17 protein-coding genes are annotated in these 20,221 nt (G+C 65.0%); 3 read left to right on the top strand and 14 right to left on the bottom strand.

All coding sequences use genetic code 11. The features are described from left to right. Positions 1 to 14: 14 nt before the first annotated feature. From AAEU42_RS10790 to AAEU42_RS10770, 5 genes are all read right to left on the bottom strand, one after another. Complete coding sequence (locus tag AAEU42_RS10790) at positions 15 to 896, bottom strand: sugar phosphate isomerase/epimerase family protein (protein WP_342233560.1); 882 nt, start codon at positions 894 to 896, stop codon at positions 15 to 17. 13 nt (positions 897 to 909) lie between these two features. Beyond that, positions 910 to 1,863 carry an ABC transporter permease gene (locus AAEU42_RS10785; RefSeq protein ID WP_342233559.1) on the bottom strand — a complete coding sequence of 318 codons (954 nt, stop codon included), beginning with the start codon at positions 1,861 to 1,863 and terminating at the stop codon, positions 910 to 912. Then, positions 1,853 to 2,830: an ABC transporter permease gene (locus tag AAEU42_RS10780; RefSeq protein ID WP_342233558.1), complete on the bottom strand. Its 978-nt coding sequence runs from the start codon at positions 2,828 to 2,830 to the stop codon at positions 1,853 to 1,855. Before AAEU42_RS10780 ends, AAEU42_RS10785 begins: the two co-directional genes overlap by 11 nt. Before the next feature lie 5 nt (positions 2,831 to 2,835). Next, a complete protein-coding gene (locus AAEU42_RS10775) occupies positions 2,836 to 4,344 on the bottom strand; it encodes a sugar ABC transporter ATP-binding protein (RefSeq protein ID WP_342233557.1) in 1,509 nt (502 codons plus the stop codon). A gap of 150 nt (positions 4,345 to 4,494) precedes the next feature. Next, the gene (locus AAEU42_RS10770) at positions 4,495 to 5,622 is read right to left on the bottom strand and encodes an ABC transporter substrate-binding protein (RefSeq protein WP_342233556.1); all 1,128 of its coding nucleotides are present in this window, start codon (positions 5,620 to 5,622) and stop codon (positions 4,495 to 4,497) included. Between the two features lie 292 nt (positions 5,623 to 5,914). Between AAEU42_RS10770 and AAEU42_RS10765 the strand changes: the two genes are divergently transcribed. Further along, on the top strand, positions 5,915 to 6,787 hold the full coding sequence (locus AAEU42_RS10765; RefSeq protein WP_342233555.1) for an AraC family transcriptional regulator: 873 nt from the start codon (positions 5,915 to 5,917) through the stop codon (positions 6,785 to 6,787). A 66-nt stretch (positions 6,788 to 6,853) separates the two neighbouring features. Here the strand turns inward: AAEU42_RS10765 and AAEU42_RS10760 are convergent, their stop codons facing one another. The 9 genes from AAEU42_RS10760 to AAEU42_RS10720 form a co-directional block, all read right to left on the bottom strand. Continuing rightward, positions 6,854 to 7,807 carry an ornithine cyclodeaminase family protein gene (locus AAEU42_RS10760; RefSeq protein ID WP_342233554.1) on the bottom strand — a complete coding sequence of 318 codons (954 nt, stop codon included), beginning with the start codon at positions 7,805 to 7,807 and terminating at the stop codon, positions 6,854 to 6,856. After that, positions 7,795 to 9,384, bottom strand: coding sequence for an L-serine ammonia-lyase, iron-sulfur-dependent, subunit alpha (locus AAEU42_RS10755; protein WP_342233553.1), 1,590 nt, complete (start codon positions 9,382 to 9,384; stop codon positions 7,795 to 7,797). Before AAEU42_RS10755 ends, AAEU42_RS10760 begins: the two co-directional genes overlap by 13 nt. Positions 9,385 to 9,396: 12 nt before the next feature. Then, positions 9,397 to 10,344, bottom strand: coding sequence for an ornithine cyclodeaminase family protein (locus AAEU42_RS10750; protein ID WP_342233552.1), 948 nt, complete (start codon positions 10,342 to 10,344; stop codon positions 9,397 to 9,399). 43 nt (positions 10,345 to 10,387) lie between these two features. After that, positions 10,388 to 11,347: an ABC transporter ATP-binding protein gene (locus AAEU42_RS10745; protein WP_342233551.1), complete on the bottom strand. Its 960-nt coding sequence runs from the start codon at positions 11,345 to 11,347 to the stop codon at positions 10,388 to 10,390. Further along, positions 11,347 to 12,333 carry an ABC transporter ATP-binding protein gene (locus AAEU42_RS10740; protein ID WP_342233550.1) on the bottom strand — a complete coding sequence of 329 codons (987 nt, stop codon included), beginning with the start codon at positions 12,331 to 12,333 and terminating at the stop codon, positions 11,347 to 11,349. Before AAEU42_RS10740 ends, AAEU42_RS10745 begins: the two co-directional genes overlap by 1 nt. 16 nt (positions 12,334 to 12,349) lie before the next feature. Next, complete coding sequence (locus AAEU42_RS10735) at positions 12,350 to 13,252, bottom strand: ABC transporter permease (RefSeq protein WP_342233549.1); 903 nt, start codon at positions 13,250 to 13,252, stop codon at positions 12,350 to 12,352. After that, positions 13,252 to 14,202, bottom strand: a complete 951-nt coding sequence (locus AAEU42_RS10730) for an ABC transporter permease (RefSeq protein ID WP_342233548.1) — start codon at positions 14,200 to 14,202, stop codon at positions 13,252 to 13,254. Before AAEU42_RS10730 ends, AAEU42_RS10735 begins: the two co-directional genes overlap by 1 nt. 116 nt (positions 14,203 to 14,318) lie before the next feature. Continuing rightward, positions 14,319 to 15,863 (bottom strand): ABC transporter substrate-binding protein, encoded by a 1,545-nt coding sequence (locus AAEU42_RS10725; RefSeq protein WP_342233547.1) that lies wholly within the window; start codon positions 15,861 to 15,863, stop codon positions 14,319 to 14,321. A gap of 62 nt (positions 15,864 to 15,925) precedes the next feature. Then, entirely contained in the window at positions 15,926 to 17,128 is a 1,203-nt protein-coding gene (locus AAEU42_RS10720; RefSeq protein ID WP_342233546.1) for a dipeptidase, read from the bottom strand. 228 nt (positions 17,129 to 17,356) lie between these two features. Between AAEU42_RS10720 and AAEU42_RS10715 the strand changes: the two genes are divergently transcribed. After that, on the top strand, positions 17,357 to 19,492 hold the full coding sequence (locus tag AAEU42_RS10715; RefSeq protein WP_342233545.1) for a CocE/NonD family hydrolase: 2,136 nt from the start codon (positions 17,357 to 17,359) through the stop codon (positions 19,490 to 19,492). Between the two features lie 32 nt (positions 19,493 to 19,524). Then, the gene (locus tag AAEU42_RS10710) at positions 19,525 to 20,214 is read left to right on the top strand and encodes a helix-turn-helix transcriptional regulator (protein ID WP_342233544.1); all 690 of its coding nucleotides are present in this window, start codon (positions 19,525 to 19,527) and stop codon (positions 20,212 to 20,214) included. Positions 20,215 to 20,221: the final 7 nt, after the last annotated feature.

Here is a 20,221-nt window from a genome sequence, read left to right as displayed (position 1 = left end):
TTCATCCTTTCCATTCAGCAAGTTTGCAGCAAAGCGGCGAGGGTCTCCCGCGCGTGGCGGAGGGTTTGGTCCACCAGATGGTGGGCGGGCGGGGTCAGCTCCACGATCAGGTCGCCGTCGTAGCCGATCTCCCGGAGGGCGGCCATCACCGCCGGGTAGTTCACGTCCCCGTCCAGCAGGTTCGTGAAGCCGTTGATGTTGTCTACCGACATGCGGTAGTCCTTGCAGTGGAGCTCCATGATCCGATGGCCCAGGGTGCGGATCCACTGCTCCGGGTAGCCGAAGCGGCGGGCGTTGGCGATGTCGAAGCACACCCCCACGTTTGCTTTCCCTGTGCCGTCCACGAAGCGGGAGAGCTCCAGGGGGCTGTAAAGCATGTTGTTCCAGACGTTCTCCACCATCAGCCTCACCGCCGGGGCGTAGTCGGCCAGGGCCGCCAGGCGGCTTTGGGCGGTGTCATAGGCCCACTGGTAGTCCATCTCTTCGGTGGCCATGCCGGGGATAATGAGAGCGGAGGCGGCCCCAAGGGCCTGGGCCGCGTCCAGCATCCGCTTGACGGCGTCCATGCTCTTTTGGGCCGTGGCCCCGTCCGGGGCGGTGAGGGGGTAGATGGAAAAACTGATGATGCCCCCCACGCTGGACAGGGAGATGCCGATTTCCTGGGCCATGGCCCGCAGCTGGCGGAACTCCTGCTCCCCGGCGTGCTCGTGGAGCAGGCGGTTATAGTAGCCGCTGATGCCCAGGGCGTCGGTGACGCCCCCGGCGCTGAGGCCCTCCTGCCGGTCCGTGGTCAGGCAGATCTCCATGCACTCGAAACCCAGGGCCTTGGCCCGCTCCAAGGCCTGGCGCACGTCGCAGTCGGCGGGAAAGCAGAACTGGTTGATCCCAATGCGCACGAATGTTCACCTCTCAGTCTTTTTTGAAGATTTGCTGGGCGGCCACCACCACCAGGATGATGCACCCCTGGGTGATGAGCTTGCCCACCTCGCTGATGCCGATCATGGTCAGCATGGCCATGAGGAGCATCATGAAGAAGGCCCCCAGCACCACGCCCCAGACGCCGCCCCGGCCGCCCTCGATGGCGTTGCCGCCGATGAGGGCCGCGGCCAGGGAGTTCATGGCGTAGTCCCCCTCCAGGGTCAGGGAGGCGATGTTGTGGTAGCCGGTGAGGATGACCCCGGCAAAGGCGGCCATCAGGGCGGAGAAAATGTAGGTCCCCGCCACCACCCGCAGGTTGGCCACGCCGCTGAGGCGGGCGGCCTTGGGGTTGCCCCCCACGGCGTAGAGCTTCCGGCCCAGGGTGGTGTACCGGAGCACCAGCCACACCGCCAGGGCCAGGAGCAGCCAGACCAGGGTGGAGTAGGGGATGCCCATCCACCGGCCGGTGCCCAGAGAGCGGATGAAGGGGGCGGCGCTCCCGGTGGGGGAGCCCTTGGTGTACACGTAACAGATGCCCTCACAGATCATGGTGGTGCACAAGGTCATGACAAAGGGGGCGATCTTGAGGAGCAAGACCCCCACGGCGTTGGCGGCGCCGATGGCCAGGCCGATGAGCAGGCAGACAAGGATGCCCTTGGCCCCGTTGGCGTTGGAGCCCCCCATGACGGCGATGCAGAAGATATTCACCGTCATGACGGTGGCCCCCACGGACAGGTCGATGCCCCCCACCAGGATGACCATGGCCTGCCCCAGGGCGATGATGCCCAGGGCGGAGGCCTGCCGGGAGATCAGCAGGAGCTGGTTCACGGTGATGGAGCCGGGCACCAGGACAGCCTGGGCCAGGATCATCACCACGATGATGGCCAGCAGGATGACGGGCTGGAGCGAGGAGCCATTCCTCCTCAAAAGCGTATCATGACGCACGGCGACGCACCTCCAGCCTGTCGGAAATGGAGTAGATGACCATGGCGCCGATCAAAAGCGCGCCCTTCATCACATACTGATAGAACTGGTTGACCTCCAGGATGTTCATGACGTTGGAGAGCATACCGATGAGGAAGGCCCCCACGACGGTGCCCGAGAGCAGGCCGGTGCCCCCCGCCAGGGAGGTGCCGCCGATGACGGTGGCGGCGATGGAGTCCATGCCGTAGGTGGTGCCGCAGGTGGGGTCCCCCACCCGCATCCGGCAGGCCAGCAGCAGCCCGGTGACGGCGGCGCACAGCGCGGCGATGACGTAGGCCTTGACGCAGGAGCGGTCCGTCTTTACCCCCATGGAGGCGGCGATGGTCCGGTTCTGCCCGATGGCGTAGAGGCTCTTCCCGGTCCGGGTGCTGTACATGAGGTAGCGGACCGCCAGGAACAGAAGAAACATGAGAATGAGGGGCATGCTGAGGACATCCCACTTTTTATAGACCACCCGGGCGAAGGAGGGGTTGATCTTGCCCCCCGCCACCGGCAGGATCCACAGGGCCACGCCGTTGAGGATGGTGCTGGTGCACAGGGTGGTGATCATGGGGGGGACTTTCAGCCGGGTGACGCAGGTGCCGTTGACCAGCCCCACCAGCGCGGCGAAGGCAAACACCGCCAAGACCCCGAAGGCGATCTGGGCGGGGTTGTCGCCGCCCATGAGCCGGGCGGCGATGGCGGTGCACACGCTGATGGTGGAGCCCACCGACAGGTCGATGCCGCCGCTGATGATGACGATGGTCTGTCCCAGGCTGACGCAGGCCAGGGGGGCGCACTGGGCCAGGACGTTGGTGATATTGTAGAGGGAGCGGTAGCTCTCCGAGTAGGCGCACATGGAGAGGAAAATGACGACGAGGAGCAGGCAGATGGTCAATACACTGCTCAGCTGGGGGGTGGCGGAAAACTTCCGGCGCAGTCGTTCCATATGTCTCATCCGGCCTCCTCCTCCGTCATGCCGCTGGCGGCCTTCATGACCTTCTCCTCCGTGATCTCGGCCCGGCTGAGCTCCTGGACGATCTTTCCCTCATAGAACACCAGTGTCCGGTCGGACAGGCCGATGAGCTCCACCATGTCGCTGGTGAGCATGAGGATGCCGATCCCCTCCTGGGTCAGCCGGTGGATGATCTGGTAGATGGACATCCGGGCGCCGATGTCGATGCCCTTGGTGGGCTCGTCGATGATGAGCACCCGGGGCTTGGTCATCAGCCAGCGGGTGAGCATCACCTTTTGCTGGTTGCCCCCCGACAGGTGGGAGACCAGTTCCTCCATGGAGGCGGCCTTGATCTGAAACCCCTCCATGTGCCCCTGCACCTCGGAGCGCTCCTGGGACTCCCGCACCCAGCCAACGGGGGAGGCCAGGCGGCGGAGGCTTGCCAGGGCGCTGTTTTTGCGGATGGACTGGGTGAGCACCAGCCCCTCGCCCCGGCGGTCGTGGGTGACGTAGGCCACGCCGCCGCGGATGCGCTTGGCGATGCCGCCGCTCAGGGGCGTGCCCTCCACGGCGATCTGCCCCTGGGAGAAGCGCTGGTCGCCGAAGACGGCCCGCACGGCGGTCCGCTGGCCCTGGCCCTCCAGGCCGCCCAGGCCCACGATCTCCCCGGCGCGGACCGTGAAGCTCACGTGGTCCAGCTTGCCGGGGATGGTCAGGTCCCGCACCGTCAGGAGTTCGCCGCCCGGGCGGACCTGGCTGCGGTCGGGGTAGATGTCCTCCAGGACCCGGCCCACCATCATGTTGACCATGCGGTCCTTGTCCAGCTCCTCCCGGTCCAGGGTGCCCACCAGTTTGCCGTCCTTCAGGACGGTCACCCGGTTGGCCAGCTCCATGATCTCGTCCAGCCGGTGGGAGATGTACAGGATGGAGACCCCCTGCTCCTTCAGCTGCCGCACGTTTTGGAAGAGCCGGGCCACCTCGTCCTCGGCCAGGGCGGCGGTGGGCTCATCCAGGATGAGGATCTTGGGATTGGCCAGCAGGGCCCGGGTGATCTCCACGCTCTGCCGCTCGGCCAGGTTCAGCTCGGCCACCCGCCGCTCCGGCTCCAGCTGATAGCCAAGGCGCTGGCCACAGGCCAGGATCTCCCGGCACATCCGCTTCTTGTCGGTCCGGCCCAGGCCGCCGGTGAGCTCCCGGCCCAGATAGATGTTCTCATAGACCGACAGGTTGTCCAAAAGGTTGGACTCCTGGTGGACAAAGCCGATGCCCATCTGAAAGGACTGGATGGGGCTGGCGATCCGGACGGCCCGGCCCTCCAGGAAGATCTCCCCCTCCTCAGGCTGGAGGTTGCCTCCCAGGATGTTCATCAGGGTGCTCTTGCCGGCGCCGTTTTCGCCCACCAGGGCGTGGATCTCCCCCGGCCGGACCCCCATGGACACGTCGTCCAGGGCGGTGACGCCGGGGAAGCGCTTTGTGATATGTTGGAACTGTAAAAAATCCTGTTCCAAGGCGCATCATCCTCTCGCTGTGGTTGGGGGGCGGGGGTCAGACCCCGCCCCTTGACGCTCAGGCTCGGAAAAAGGGGCGGCGCGCCGCGACGCCGGGCAGGCGAAGGGCGCGCCGCTTTCAAGGAGAACGATTTGATTTTTAGTGTGGGATCAGTGGTCCCCGGTGACACCCTGGCCGCTGAGGCCCTGAGAGCCATCGTTGCCGTTGCCGTAGAGGGCCTGGATGTCTTCCTCGCTCATGCGGGTGCCGCACCAGAAGCTGTCGGACAGGTCCTCCCGCACATAGTCGCCCACCTGCTCGTTGGTGATGGTGGGGATCTCCACGATGATGTCCTTCTCGCCGGTATAGGTGCCGTTGAGGACCTCCAGACCCAGCTCCGCGCCGTAGGCAAACAGCCAGGTGGGCAGGGAGGTGGCGATGCAGGAGAGGCCGTCGTCCTTATACTGGCTCCACAGCTTGAGGAAGCCGTTGCAGTCCTCGCCCATCATGGGGATCCAGTCCCGGCCGGAGTCGGCCCAGACCTCGATGGCCGCGCGGGTCATGTCGCCGCCGGAGGACCAGACGCCGTCGATATTGTCATAGGCGGCCATCAGGTTTTCCATCACGGGCTTGGCGGTGGCGTAGTCCCAGTTGGCGTACTCGGAGGCCAGCACCTTGATGCCGGGGTACTCGGCGAAGGCGGCGTTGGCGCCCTCCATGCGCAGCACGGCGCTGGACAGGCCGGCCATGCCGTCGAGGCACACGATGTTGCCCTCGCCGCCCAGCTGCTCGCACAGCCACTTGGCGCCCACGTAACCGAAGTCGTAGTCCCGGGCCACCACGGACACGTTATACTTGTCGGTGGCGTCGGAGAGGGGGGAGGTGCAGTCCACCACCACGATGCCGGCGTCGTAGGCCTCTTCCACCACGGCGGCCACGGACTCGGCGGAGATGGGCTGGAGGATGAGCATATCCACGCCCTTGGCGATGAGGTCCTCGATGTCGGAGATCTGCTTGTTGACGTCGTTGTCAGCGTTGTAGATGTAGTACTCGGAGACCTGGTCGTTGTTCTTCAGGAAAGCCTCCAGCTCGTTGACGCACTGGACGCCCCAGGTGTTGCCCACCCAGACGTTGGAGAAGCCGACCTTATAGGTCTTTCCCTCCGGGGCGGGCTCGGCGCTCTCGGCGGCGGGCGCGGAGGGTGCGTCGGATTCCACGGGTTTTTTCTCACTGGAACAGCCGCTCAGGAGACCCAGGACCATGGTGCCGGACAAGAGCAATGCAAGCAGTTTTTTCATGTTTCCCACTTCCTTTATCAATTTGGGTGTGCAAAATTGTAAAAATTTTGGAGACAGCGCCCACCCATCCTTGTCTATATTTTACAGTTGGTCTCAAAGAGGAACAATCCCATTTGTGGTATTGTTTCTAACAAAAGCGGCTGGTCCATTGAAAATTTTATAGGTCCATGTTATGATAAATTTTAGAATTTAGGGGCAAATTTGAGAAACAAAGATCTATTTCGGCAAAAATCGACACATGGACCTGCCAATTCTGGCGTATGGAGGCAGCGGGGCTGCCGGGAGGGCCCGTATGAAGCTTTTCAACTGGGAATATGATTTTGATCCGGCGTTTCCCATCCACCTCTTTCCCTTTGACGTGACCGGCAACCGGGACAGCATGCACTGGCACCGCTATCACGAGATCGGCCTGTGCACCGGGGGCACGGGGAAGTTTGTCTATTTAAATAAGGTATACACCGTCAGCCCGGGGGACATCTTTGTCTCCAACAACTACGAAAGCCACGTGGCCATCTCCGACGCCGGGGAGGAGACCCAGTACCTCTTCCTGATCTTTCTCCCCTCCATCATCTCAGCCCCCAGCGGGCAGTCGGTGGACGCCCAATACCTGCGGTTTTTGCAGTACGACCCCCTGCGGTTTGAAAACCGCATCTCCGCCCAGGAGCCCGCCGCCGCCCCCCTGGGGGAGCTGATCCGCAAGGCCTATGAGACCTATAAGGCGGGGGGCGAGTTCTGCCAGATGGAGCTGGACATCCTTCTGCGCCAGATCCTTCTGACCCTGTCCCGGGCCAGGAGCGCCTCCAGCGGGACGGTGCGGAACGGCCCCGGCCAGAACCCCAAGATCGCGGAAGCCAGGGAGTACATCAACGATCACTACAACACCCGCCTGACCCTCCGGCAGGTGGCCGGGCATTTGAATCTGAACGAGTCCTATTTCCGCCACCTTTTCAAGGACGAGATGCGGATCTCCTTTAAGGCATACATCACCCTGCTCCGGCTGGCCAACGCCCAAAAGCTGCTGATCGCCTCCGACCAGAGCGTCAACGAGGTCATCCAGGAGGTGGGGTACAGCAACATCAGCCAGTTCTACAAGATCTTCGAGCTGAACTTCAAAATGACCCCGGCGGAATACCGCCGCCGCTACCGGGAGGATCGGGAGACGTAAAACAGCCGGCCAACTCATAGCCTGAGTTGGCCGGCTGTTTTTCTGCCCCGGCGCCGGAGAGGCGGCTTACCACTCCACGCTGACCCCCGCCCCAAGGGCCTGGGCCTTGCGGAGCAGATGGTCCGCCGCCAGAACGTCGAAGAGGGCCATGCCCACGGATTTGTAGAGCGTGGTCCCCGAACAGTCCAAGGGGGCGGAGAGGGCTTTGCCCAGGGTGCGGACCTGGCCGGGGGTGATCCAGCCCTCCTCCAGGGGAACGGCCAGGTCGCCGGTCTCCTCCTTGGCGAATTCCACGTCCACCAGGACCTCCCGGACCTCCTGAAAGACCGCCCGGGGAAATTCCCGCATGAATGGCTTGTAGGAGCCGATTCCGATAAAATGCCTGCCCCGCACCAGCTCCCGGTCGTCGGGGAGCACCGGCTCACGGGAGGCCGTGGCGGTGACCACGATCTCCGCCCGCTCCACGGCCTGGGCCGCCCCGGCACAGGCCACGGCCTCCAGCCCCAGCTCCTCCTCCAGGCGGCGGCAGAGGGCCGCCGCGGCGCCGGGCCGGGGGTCGTAGACAAAGACGGTGCGGATGGGGCGCACCCTGGCGGCGAAAAGGCATTGGTGAAAGCCCTGGACCCCCGCCCCGATGAGGGCGAGGGTGGAGGCCTGGGGCGGGGTGGTGTGCAGGATGCCCACCGCCCCCACCGCCCCGGTCCGGCAGGCCGTAAGGGCACCGCCGTCCAGCAGGCCCACGGTCTGGCCGGTCTCCGGGTCCCCCAGCAGCATCATGCCCTGGATGCGGGCCAGCCCCCGGCCGGGGTTCTGGGGAAAGAGGGCGAGGAACTTGGTGCCGTGGACCGAGGGGGTGAAGCAGGGCATGTACAGGTAGGTGTTTTCCCCCTGGGGCACCCCCATGCGGTCGGGCATGATGAAATCCCCGGCCTCGTAGAGCCGGGCGGCCTCTTCCATGACCGGGACCAGCTCTTCCGGCCGGGCCAGGGCGTGGACTTCCTTGGCGTTCAGCAGCAGCATCCGCCGCATCCCCCTTCCCCCGCCAGCCGGCGGGCCAGGCGTTTCCCGGTGTCGGTGATGGTGAGGCCCTCCAGACCGGTGCAGCGCAGCTCCCGGGGGAGCATCCGCCCCACCCGGTCCAGGGCCCCGATGGTCTCGTCCAGAGGGATGACGGCGTCAAAGCCCGCCAGGGCCATGTTGGCGCTGGCCAGGGCGTTGAGGCCGCACATGACGTTCTTGCCCAGGCAGGGGACCTCCACGCCCCCCGCCACCGGATCGCAGACCATGCCGAATACGTTTTGAAGGGCCATGGAGGCCGCGTCCGCCGCCTCCCGGGCGGTGCCGCCGGCCAGTTCCACCAGGGCGGCCGCCGTCATGCCGGAGCCCGCGCCGCACTCGGCCTGGCACCCGGCCACCTCGGCGGCAAAGGTGGAGTGCTGGGCGATGAGTACCCCCACCGCACCCGCCGCGAAGAGGGCCCGGACCACGGCGTCCCGCCCCAGGCCCATCTCTTGGGCCGCGGCCAGGACCGTGCCCGCCAGACAGCCGCAGGAGCCCGCCGTGGGGGCCGCCGCGAAGGGGCCCATGCTGCTTTTGGTCTCCATGATGGCGGAGATGTTGGCGATGATCCGCTGCTGGAGGGGGTCGGGGATCATCCGGGCCTGCCGCTGGGGGTCCAGCATCCGGTGGGACTGGCTGCCCAGGAGCCGCTGCCGGTACTCGGTGCCCCGGAGGCCGGTCTCCACCCCCCGCTCCATCACGGCGAGGATGTCCTCCATCCGCCGCAGCAGTTCCGCTTCCGCCTGCCCGCCCCGGCGGGCCTCGTATTCCACGGCGATCTCCCACAGGGCCCTGCCGGGCCGGGCGGAGAGCATTTCCTCCATGGACGTGAAGGGGACGCTGGGCTCCAGCTGGGACGGGGTGGGCAGGACCGGGGAGAGCCGGAGGACCCGCCGGGGGGGCAGAAGGGCGGAAGCCGCCTCCCAAACGCCCGGCTCCACCGGGAGGGGGGAGGAGAGCCGGATCAGCCACCCCTCCGGCCCCGGGATCCGCTCCACACGGCCGGCGGAGGTCTCCGCCAGCAGCTTTTCCAGGCCGTCCAGCCGGGCCCGCTGGTCCTGGTCGAAGAAGAGGAGCAGCTCATAAAAGCCCCCCTCCAGAAGGAGGGGAAACTCCTCGACCTCCACCACGCGGAGCATCCCGCCCCCCACGGAGAGGGCGGTGAAGCGGGTGGCCTGCCCGTCCCGGCCGGTGACGGTGAGCCGGTAGGTGTTGGGGTGGTCCGCCGAGAAGGGGGTGACGTGAAAGGTGACGGAAACGCCCTGGGCCTGGGCTTGGGCCAGGGAATCCATCAGCCCCTCGGCGTCGGGGGCCATCCCCAGCAGGCCGGCGGCAAGGCCCACGTCCACCCCCTGGGAGCGGTAGGTGGCCGCCAGGGAACCCTTGGGCTCGAACTCCGCCCGGAGGGCGGCGGGGCTTCCCCCCGCCATCTCCCGGGCCAGGGCCCCGATGCGGACGGAACAGGCGGTGTGGGAGCTGGAGGGGCCCCGCATCACGGGGCCCAGCACGTCGTTGAAGATGCTGGCGAACTGTTTCATGGCCTCCTCCGATCAGCCGCCGCGCTTGGCCAGATAAGCCGCTTTGGCGGCGGCAATGTCCTCGATGGCCAGTCCCAGGGCCTCGAACAGGGTGATCTCGGCGGGGCTCTCCCGGCCGGGGCACCGGCCGGTGATGACCTGGCCCAGGCTCCCCCGGATGTGGCTGTCGTCCACGGCCCCCTCCTCCTTGGGGATGAGGAAGTCGCCCCCCTCGGCTAGGATGGACTCCATGGCGTCGCAGTAGAGCTTGCTCCTGACCACCAGGTCGGTGGCCAGCTCCCGGTCCTGGGCCCGGCAGGCGCCCACGGCGTTGACGTGGGCCCCTGGCTTGACCCACCCGCCCTCCAGAATGGGGGTGGTGGAGGGGGTGAGGGTGCAGATGATGTCGGCGTCCGCCACCGCCGCCTCCACGTTGGCGCAGGGGCGGATGGGCAGGCCGGTCCGGGCCCCCATCCGCTGGGCGAACTCGTCGGCGCGCCGGCCGCTGATGTCCCAGACCGTGACCTCCTCCAGCTCCCGCACCAGGCGGATGGCCTCCAGGTGGGAGACGGCCTGGGCCCCGCAGCCCAGAAGGGCCAAACGTTTGGCGTCGGGCCGGGCCAGGTGTTTGGTGGCCACGGCGCTCACGGCGCCGGTGCGGACCTGGGTGACGGCGCCGCCGTCCACCATGGCCTGGAGGGAGCCGTGGGGCGAGTCGAAGAGCAGTACGGTGCCCTGGTGGGAGGGGTAGCCCTCCTCCTGGTTGCGGTGAAAGACGGTGATGACCTTGGCGCCAAAAAAGTCCCCCCCCAGATAGGCGGGCATAAAGCCCAAAAGGTCATGGGAGGGCAGGGGGGTCACCCCCCGCAGGTATTGGACCCCTTTGCCCAGCTCCAGATCCGCCAGGGTCCGCTCCATCAGCGCGGTGCAGGTCCCGGCGTCCAACAGCTCCAACACGTCCTTGTGTTCGATGTTGACCATTATGATTCTCCTTCATTTCGGCTTGAGGCGCCCCGAGGGCCCCTCACCAGAGTTCCTGCCAGCGGGCGCAGGCGATGAAGTGGCCGGGGGACTCCTCCTTCAGCTCGGGGTCCCGCGCGGTGCAGGCCTCGGTGCAGTAGGCGCAGCGCTTGGCAAAGCGGCAGCCCGGCTTGGGATTGATGGGGGAGGTGATCTCCCCCTTGAGCAGGATCCGCTCCTGCTTGGCGTGGATGTCCGCCACCGGGATGGCCGAGATCAGGGCCCGGGTGTAGGGGTGGAGGGGCCGGGCGAAGAGCTCCTCCGCCGGGGCCTTCTCCACCACCTGACCCAGGTACATGACGGCGATGTCATTGGAGAAGTGCTTGACCACCGCCAGATTGTGGGTGATGAACAGGTAGGTGAGCCCCATCTCCTCCTGAAGGTCCTGGAGGAGGTTGAGGATCTGGGCCTGGATGGACACATCCAGGGCGGAAACCGGCTCGTCGCAGACGATGAAGCTGGGCTTCAAAGCCAGGGCCCGGGCGATGACGATCCGCTGGCGGCGGCCGCCGTCCAGCTCGTGGGGATAGGTGTTGACCAGCCGCCGGGACAGGCCCACCAGCTCCATCAGCCGGAGGGTCTCGGCCTCGGCCTGGTTGTTGTTTTTATAGATGCCGTTGATGATGAGGGGGTGGGCGATGGACTCGAACACGGTCATCCGGGGGTTGAGGGAGGAGAAGGGGTCCTGGAAAATGATCTGCATTTTCCGGCGCAGCTCCTTGAGGGCGCGGCCCTGGGCGCCCACGATGTTCTCCCCCTCGAACAGCACCTCGCCGGCGGTGGGGGGATGGAGCATCATGACGGTGCGGCCCGCGGTGGATTTGCCGCAGCCCGACTCCCCCACCATGCCGAGGGTCTGTCCCTTCTGGATGGTGAAATTCAGGTCGTCCACCGCGTGGAGCTTCCCCCGGGGGGTGTCGAAGTATTTTTTCAGGTGGCGTACTTCCAGCAGCGGGGTGTCCATCACGCGCCGCCTCCTTCCTGGGCCTGGGCCAGCACGCAGCGGACCAGGTGGCCGCCGCCCACGTCCACCGCCGGGATGGGGCCTGCCGTGCAGGCCCCGGTGCACAGGTGGCAGCGGTTGGCGAATTTGCAGCCCTCGGGCAGATTAAAGGGCTCCGGCATCAGCCCCTCGATGGGGGTGAGCCGGTGTACGTTCTTGGTGATGTCCGGGATGGAGCCGAACAGCCCCTTGGTGTAGGGGTGGGCCACATGGTCGAACACCTGCTCCTTGGTGCCGTACTCAATGATCTCGCCGCCGTACATGATGGCCACGTTGTCGCAGGTGTGGGCCACCACGCCCAGGTCGTGGGTGATAAGGAGCATGGCGGTGTCGATCTCCCGCTTCAGGTTGTTCATCAGCTCAAGCACCTGGGCCTGGATGGTCACGTCCAGGGCGGTGGTGGGCTCGTCGGCGATGAGGAGCTTGGGCCGGCAGGCCAGGGCGATGGCGATGATGACCCGCTGCTTCATGCCGCCGGAAAACTGGTGGGGGTACTCGTTCAGGCGGGCCCGGGGGATCCCCACCAGCTCCAGCATATCCCCCGCCTTTTCCATGGCCTCATGCAGGGAGACGGGGTGGTGGGAGCGCAGCACCTCGCTGATCTGGTCCCCCACGGTGAGCACCGGGTTGAGGGCGGTCATAGGGTCCTGAAAGATCATGGACAGCTCCTCGCCCCGCTTGCGGCGCATCTCCTCGTGGCTCAAACTCAGCAGGTCCACCCCGTCAAAGGTGATGCTGCCCGCCTCCACCTTGCCGGTCTCCTCGGGCAGCAGGCGCATGATGCCCAGGGCGGTGGTGGTCTTGCCGGCGCCGGTCTCCCCCACCAGCCCCAGGGTCTCGCCCCGGCGGAGGGTCAGGTCCACGCCGTTGACCGCCTGGGCGACGCCGTTGTCGGTGTGGTAGTGGATCACCAGGTCTTTGATCTCCAATAAGATATTCTCGTCCAAAGCGGCGTCCCCCTCTCTATCGTTTCATTTTGGGATCCAACGCGTCCCGCAGGCCGTCGCCGATCATGTTCAGGGCGATGACGGTGATGACGATCATCAGGCCGGGGAACACCGTGATGTGCCACACGTCCCGGATGTAGGTCTGGCCCGCGCTGAGGATGGAGCCCCACTCCGGCGTGGGGGCCGAGACGCCCAGGCCCAGGTAGCTCAGGCTGCTGATGGTCATGATGGCGCCGGCGATGTCCAGGGCCACCTGCACGATGATGGGGGACATGATGTTGGGGATGATGTACCTGGTGATAATGGTGAAGTTGCTGGCCCCCAGGGCCCTGGCCGCCTCCACATACTCCTGTCCCTTGATGGACATGACCTGGGCCCGCACCACCCGGGACAGGCTGGGCACAGAGCCCACCGCCACCGCCAGGATGAGCACCGGGGTGCCGTTTCCAAAGGCGGTGACCATGGCGATGGAGAGGAGCAGGCTGGGGATGGCCATGAACACGTCCATGCAGCGCATGATGACGTTGTCGATCTTCCCGCCGAAATAGCCGCTGGCGGCGCCCAGGAACATGCCCAGGGTCAGGGCCACCACCTCGGAGACGAAGCCGATGGTGAGGGAGATGCGGGCGCCGTGGATGATCCGGGCAAAGAGGTCCCGGCCCAGCTCGTCGCAGCCGAAGATGTGGGCCAGGCTGGGGGGCGCCAGGCGGAGGGTCATGTCCACCTTGGTGACCACGCCGTCGTAGTCGGCGATCACGTCGGCGAAAATGGCCAGCAGGACGATGACGCCCAGGATGACCATGCCCAGGATGGAGGCCCGGTTGCGGCGCATACGGATCCAGGCCTCCCGCCACAGCCCCTTTTTGCGGCTGTCGGAGGCCAGCTCCGCGCCGGGGGAAACTGCCGCTGTCCTTGCCATCACGTCAGCCCCCTTTTCCCGCCGCCGGCGTACTGGGCCTTGATCCGGGGATCGATGTAGCTGTACGCGATGTCGGTGAGCAGGTTGACCACCGCAAAGACCACGGCGATAAAGATGACGCAGGCCAGCACCGTGGGGATGTCCTTCTGGCGGATGCGCTCGATCATCAAAAGGCCGATGCCGGGGATGGAGAACACGGTCTCAATGAGCACGGAGCCGCCCAGGGAGCCGGCGAAGCTGGTGCCCATGACGGTGACCACCGGCAGCAGCGCGTTTTTCAGCGCGTGCTTGCGGAAGATCACCTGCTCCTTCACGCCCTTGGCCCGGGCGGTGCGGATGAAGTCCTGCTTGATCACGTCCAGCACCGAGGCCCGCACGATCCGGGTATTGATGGCCGTCCCCGCCGCCGACATGGCGATGGTTGGGATCACATAGCTCTGCCAGGTGTCCAGGCCGCTGGTGGGGAACCAGCCCAGCTTCACGGAAAAGACCAGCATCAGCAACAGGCCCAGCCAGAACTTGGGGGTGGCGGCCAGCAGCATGGACAGCACCATGACGGAGCTGTCCCCCAGGGTGTTCTGCTTGACGGCGGAATAGACCCCCAGGGGGATGCTGATGGCCACGGTGACGATCATGGACAGCACGGCCAGCTTAAAGGTGTAGGGGAAGCGGGAGAGGACCATGGCGAACACGGGCTCCCGGGTGGAGTAGGAGGTGCCGAAGTCCCCGTGGAGGACGCCCCACATATATTTCAGGTAGCGGACCACCACCGGGTCGTTGAGCCCCATCTGCTCCCGCATGACCTCGATCTGCTCCTGGGTGGCCCCCTGGCCCAGGATCATTTTGGCCGGGTCGCCGGGAGTCAGGGCCAGGATGAAATACACGATAAAGGTGATGCCCAGGATGATGGGGATCATCATGAGGATGCGCTTCAATACATACTTGTGCATACCGTCGCCTCGTTTTCTTCCCGCCCGGCAAACGGCGCCGGGGCGGTATTTGGGTCATTCCAAGAAGAGGAGGGTGCCCGCGGGCACCCTCCTCACGGACGATCTGTTGGGCCGGATCACTCGAAGTAGGCGTTCAGGAAGGAGAAGGTGCTGTTGGAGAAGAACTCGCAGCCCTTCAGGTTGTTGACCACCACCCGGCAGTCCACGGTGTTGGAGATGGGATAGTAGGGGTTGTCCTGGGCCACCACTTCCTGGATCTTCTTGGCGCAGGCGATCTCCTCGGCCTCGTCCATGGCCGCCAGGCCTTGGGCGATGAGGGCGTTGGCCTCGTCGTTGGTGTAGAAGCCGAAGTTGCCGCCGCCGCCGAAGTTCTGGTCGCCGTAGTACATCTCCAGGGAGCTGATGGCGTAGGGGGAGGCGGTCTGCTTGCCGAAGAGCATCATGTGCTCGCCCTTGTCCAGGCTGTCCAGGAACTTGCCGAACTCCAGCTGCTCGATGGTGACGTTGACGCCGATCTCCTTGAGGAGGGCCTGGGTCAGCTCGGCGTAGGTCTTTTGGCTGTCGTTGTAGATCCACAGGGTGGTGTCGAAGCCGTCGGGATAGCCCGCCTCGGTCAGCATGTCCTTGGCCTTCTCCAGGTCCAGCCCGGGGGCCTTTACATCCTGGTTATAGGAGGGGAGGGCGGGGGAGAGCATGGTGTTGGCCACGGCGTCGATGCCGCTGCCCAGGGAGATGAGGGCCTCACGGTCGATGGTGTACTGGAGAGCTTCCCGGACCTTGGCGTTGTCAAAGGGAGCCACGCTGGCGTTGACGGCCATGAAGAAGATACCCAGGCTGGGGACCTTAATGGTGGTCAGCTTGTCGTTGGCATCCGCCCGGCCGATGTCGCCGGCGTTGATCTTGTCCACGAAGTCCAAATCGCCCTTCTCAATGCCCATGTACTTGCTGGAGGCGTCGCCGATGGCCCGGACGGTGATCTTGCTCAGGGCGGGCTTGAGGGTGGGATGCTCGTCCCAGCGCTCCAGCACCACCTCGTTGGAGGGGATGAAGCTGGCCACCTTGTAGGGGCCGGAGCCGACGGCGATCTGGCCCCAGTTGTCCCCCGCCTCGGTGACGGCCTTTTGGCTGGTGATGACGATGTTGGTGAAGTCGTGGATGAGCTTGTTGTTCCGGGTCTCGGTCTTGACGATGAGCTTATTGCCCTCCGCCGTCACGGAGGTGACGCCGGTGACGTACTGCACGGCCTGAGGGATGTCCTTGCAGCGCTCCACGGAAAAGACCACGTCCTCCATGGTCACGTCGTCTCCGTTGTGGAACTTGTAGCCGTCCTGGATGGTGAACTCCCAGGTGGTGTCGTCGGGGCGGCTCCAATTGCTGGCCATGTCGCCCACGATCTCGTTGTTCAGATCATACTTGACCAGGGTGTTGTAGATGTGGTTGGCCACGGAGGTGGTGTTGCTGAAGTTGGCCAGCATGGGGTCGATGCTGGTGGACAGGCTGTCCACGCCGGCCACCAGCTCGGTCTTGACCACGCCGGGCTCTCCGGCGGAGGCGGAGGGCTGGGCGGAGCCGGCGGGGGGATTGTCGTTCCCGCCGCAGGCGGAGAGCGCCAGGGAAAGGGTCAGCGCGCAGGAGAGGAGAAGCGCAACTTTCTTTTTCATGATCGATTTACCCTCTTTCTTTTCACACACATGATTTGAGTTTCATGATGGATCGGGACCGGTCAGCCGCAGACCTCCCGGAACACCCGCAGCCAGTTGCCGCCCAGCAGCTTTTTGATGTCATCCTCGCCGTAGCCCCGGGCCACCATGCCCCGGGCGAAGTTGATGAACTGGCGATATTCGGTGAGGCCCTCCACCGTCTCCTCCGCCGGGCCGTCCCCGGGCAGGAAGCCCATCTGGAGGGAGAGCACGTCCCGCAGGTAGACCAGGGAGGCCATCACCTCGCTCATGGGCCAGTCGGTGCCGATGCCCACGTGGTCGATGCCGCAGAGGTTCACGGCGTAGTCGATCTGGTCCATCACGTGGTCCATGGTGGCGTGGTGGCTGTCGGCGTGGATGAAGTTGGGCATGGCCACCAGTCCCACCACGCCGCCGGACTGGGCAATGGCCTTCAGTGCCTCGTCGCCCTTGGAGCGGTTGTGGGGGTAGACGCTGCGCACGCAGCAGTGGGAGGCGATGACGGGGGTTTTGGACAGCTCGCAGGCGTCCAGCACGGTCTGGTCGCTGCAGTGGCCGGTGTCCACGATCATGCCCAGGTCGTTCATCCGCTGGATGAACTTCACGCCGAAATTGGTCACCCCGGCCTTGGTGCGCTCGTAACAGCCGGCGGCCACGTGGGTCTGGGTGTTGTAGCTCAGCTGCATGACCCGCAGGCCATACTGGTAGAGGGCGTCGATCATATCCAGGTCCTTGCCCAGGGCGAAGGAGTCCTGGCAGAGGAGGAAGCCCGCCTTCTTGTTTTCCCGCTTGGCCCGGACGATGTCGTCGGCCTTGGTGGCCTTGATGAGCCAGTCACTAAAGCGGTCGAACTGGGCCTGGCACTCCCCCATGGACTTGATGAGGTCGTCTAGCCCGCCGGAGGTCTCCAGCTGGCGGCAGCCGGCGGTGATGCCGCTGTCGTACCAGCACTGCTTGAACTCGGGCAGCTCTCCGTCCAGGGCGGCCTGGAGCACCGCGCCCGCGATCTTCCCCCGGTAGCGGTCCGGGTCGGTGGTCTTGAGGGGCTCATACTTCTCCTCGATCTTCCTGGAGAAGGACTCCTCCAGGGAATAGGGGGAGAGGGGGCCCTGGAACAGCATGTCGATCACATAGCTGTCCTCATAGACCGCCAGGGCCTTCTCCTCCTGCTCCGGGGTCAGGTGAAAGTCGTACAGGCCGTATTTCCCGTAGTTGAGGGCCATCTGGGTCATCTCCTTTTTCGTCATTGTGCCTGGGTCCCGCCCGTCGCTGCGTGTCGATTCTCGGTACTTAGCTCAAGACTAGCATATCTGTCCTGCGAATTCAACTCATTTTTTGATTTTTGAAAAAACTTTTTGATTTTGCTCTCCCGCGCATTGACACCGCTGTGGAAAGCCGATATGATGGGCTCGATGGGAACCTGCCCGAACACAGGAAAAAACCACGAAACTGGTGTGGAAAAGGAGCATTGACACATGAAGGACGGCCGCTATTTTGAGGGAATGAACCTGTACAGCTCCGGCGTGTTCGACGCCGTGGTCCACTTTCAGGAAGAGGGGCTCATGATCGCCTACGTGGATCAGCGGACCCGCTTTCTCCAGACCCCCACCGCCCCCTGGGTCCAGGATTTTGTCGTCATGGACCTGGCCGGCATCCAGAAGAAGTGCCCGGAATACCTGGCGGCCCGCTGGGAGGGGGAGCGGGTGGAGCTCCCCTGCGGCGACGTGTACAGCCGCCACATCACCTATGAGGATCGGACGGGCCGCGTCTCCCAGGTATGGGCCCAGCGAAACGCCGATCCCGCCCTGGACATCATCACCCTGGAGGGGGAGGTCATCGCCTTCCTCATGAGCAACCGCTACGGCATGGAGGTGGTGGTCCGCCCCGGCTGTGAGGATCTGACCCCCCTGGTCCAGTACAGGACCGATCCCCTCCTCTCCCAGCCGGTCTACGGGATCGACTGCCTGGGCATCCAGCAGTGCGCCATGCGGGACGGGGTGAAGCTGGCCCAGCGGGTCTATCTGCCCCAGGGCGGCCGGCCGGGCCAGAAGTGGCCCACCATCCTGGTGCGCTCCTGCTATACCAAGGAGCGCTTCGGCTATAAGCTGTCCAAGTACGTCAACAAGGGCTACGCCCTGGTGATGCAGGACGTGCGGGGCCGCGGCGACTCCGAGGGAGATCTGGACCCCTTCGCCTACGAGCGGGACGACGGCAGCGACACCATTGACTGGATCGTCTCCCAGCCCTGGAGCGACGGAAACGTGGGGATGTGGGGGGCCTCCTACCTGGGCCACGTGGTGGTCCAGGCGGCCACCAGCGGCAACCCCCACCTGAAGTGCGTCATCGACGAGGTGAACGTGGGCTCCCCCTTCATCGACACCGTGCGCCGGGGCGGGGCCCTCTGCTCCCAGCCCTTGCTGTGCTGGGCCCTGGCCCAGTCCAGCGGCCAGCGGCCCAACATGTACTACATGTCCGACACGGTAGACTGGGCCCCCATGATGGACATCCGCCCCCTCTCCTCCTTGGCGGAGAAGGTGCTGGGCACGCCCAAGAACGACCTGTGGAAGAAGTGGACCACCCACGACGAGGAGAACGCGTGGTGGCAGCGCAGCGACTTTACCCGGAACTTCCACCGGGTGAAGGTCCCCATGATGGTCATCAGCGGATGGTATGACGGGGACGGCCTGGGAGTCAGCGAGACCTGGCGGGGCCTGACCAAGTACGACGTGCCCGGCCGCCGGATCGTCCTGGGGCCGTGGGAGCACGGCCCCAACACCACCCGGGACGTGGAGGGCGTGGCCTTCGGCAACAACGCCATCATCTACAACTTTGACATCAATAACCTGCGGTGGTATGATTATTACCTGAAAGGGATCCAAAACGGCATGGACGGGGAGCCCCGGGCCACCTACTACGTGGTGGGGGAAAACCAGTGGCACACCTCCGATGACTGGAGCCCCGCGGAGGCCAAGATGACCTGCTGTTACCTGGACAGCGACGGCCGCGCCAACTCCTGCTGGGGGGACGGCCGCCTGGAGTGGGAAAACCCCGCCCAGGAGGGCTCGGACACCTACCACTATGATCCCCAGACCCCCTTCTCCGATCTGGTCTCCGAACAGGTGGGGCACCGCTCCCCCATCAACTACAAGGGCCATGAGGCGGGGGAGGATATGCTGGTCTACACCTCCAAGCCCCTGGAGCGGGACGTCATCCTGGCGGGGGAGATCTCGGCGGAGTTCTTCGCCAGCTCCTCGGCCCTGGATACCGACTGGATCCTGCGCCTCACCGACGTGGACGAGGAGGGCAACTCCCGCCAGCTGTCGGAGAACATCATCCGGGCCAAGTTCCGGGACGGCTTTGAGACGGCCAAGCTGCTGGAGCCGGGCAAGGTGGAGCGCTACTTCCTCCAGATGGAGAGCAACGGCTGGCGGCTGGCCAAGGGGCACCGGCTCCGGGTCCAGGTGCAGTCCTCCAGCAAGAACCTGGTGTTCCCCAACACCAACACCGGGGACAGCCCCTTCGAGGACATGGGCTCGGTGGTGGCGGTCAACAAGATCTACCACGGCGGGCGCTACCCCAGCCATATCAATCTGCCGCTGATCTTTTGCTGAGCGGCGGAGCAAAGCGAGGAGACGATCATCTGATGGCCGAGCTTGAACATTCCTTTTCCCTCGACAACATCAAGAGCATCCTCAAGTCCATGGCCGAGCACTTCGGCCCCGAGTGTGAGGTAGTGCTCCACGACTTCAGCCAGGGCTATGAAAACAGCGTGGTCGCCATCGAAAACGGCCAGGTCACCGGCCGGAAGGTGGGCTCCTCCATCACCACCAGCGGCCTGGAGACCTTGAGCAATGAGTCTGACCAGCTGGGCGACGGGCTCTACAATTACATCACCACCGGGCCGGACGGCAGGATCATCCGCTCCTCCACCGCTCTGCTGCGGGACGGGGAGGGCAGGATCTTCGGCTCCTTGTGCATCAATCAGGACATCACCCAGCTCTGCCAGGCGGAGAAGGTGCTCCACGGCCTCACCCGCTACGGCAGCGAGCGGGACATGAACGAGCTGTTTGTCCAAAACGTGGACGAACTGCTGGACCACTATATGCTTCAATGCACCCACCTCATCGGGCGGGCGCCCGGGGACATGAACAAGGAAGAGCTGGCCCGGTCCCTGGACTTTTTGGAGAGCAAGGGGGTATTCCGCATCAAAAAAGCGGGAGACCGGGTCTGCGAGACCTTCAAGATCACCAAATATCAGCTGTATCACCATCTGGACATCATCCGCAGCAAGGGCTGCGGGGAGGATGACGAGGCGGAAAAAGCGGCGGAGTGAGGCCGCG

The sequence above is a fragment of the Pseudoflavonifractor phocaeensis genome, from assembly GCF_038439875.1.
GTDB lineage: Bacteria > Bacillota > Clostridia > Oscillospirales > Oscillospiraceae > Vermiculatibacterium.
Note: the sequence above shows the minus strand (reverse complement) of the source record. Positions and strands in the feature narration are given on the sequence as shown.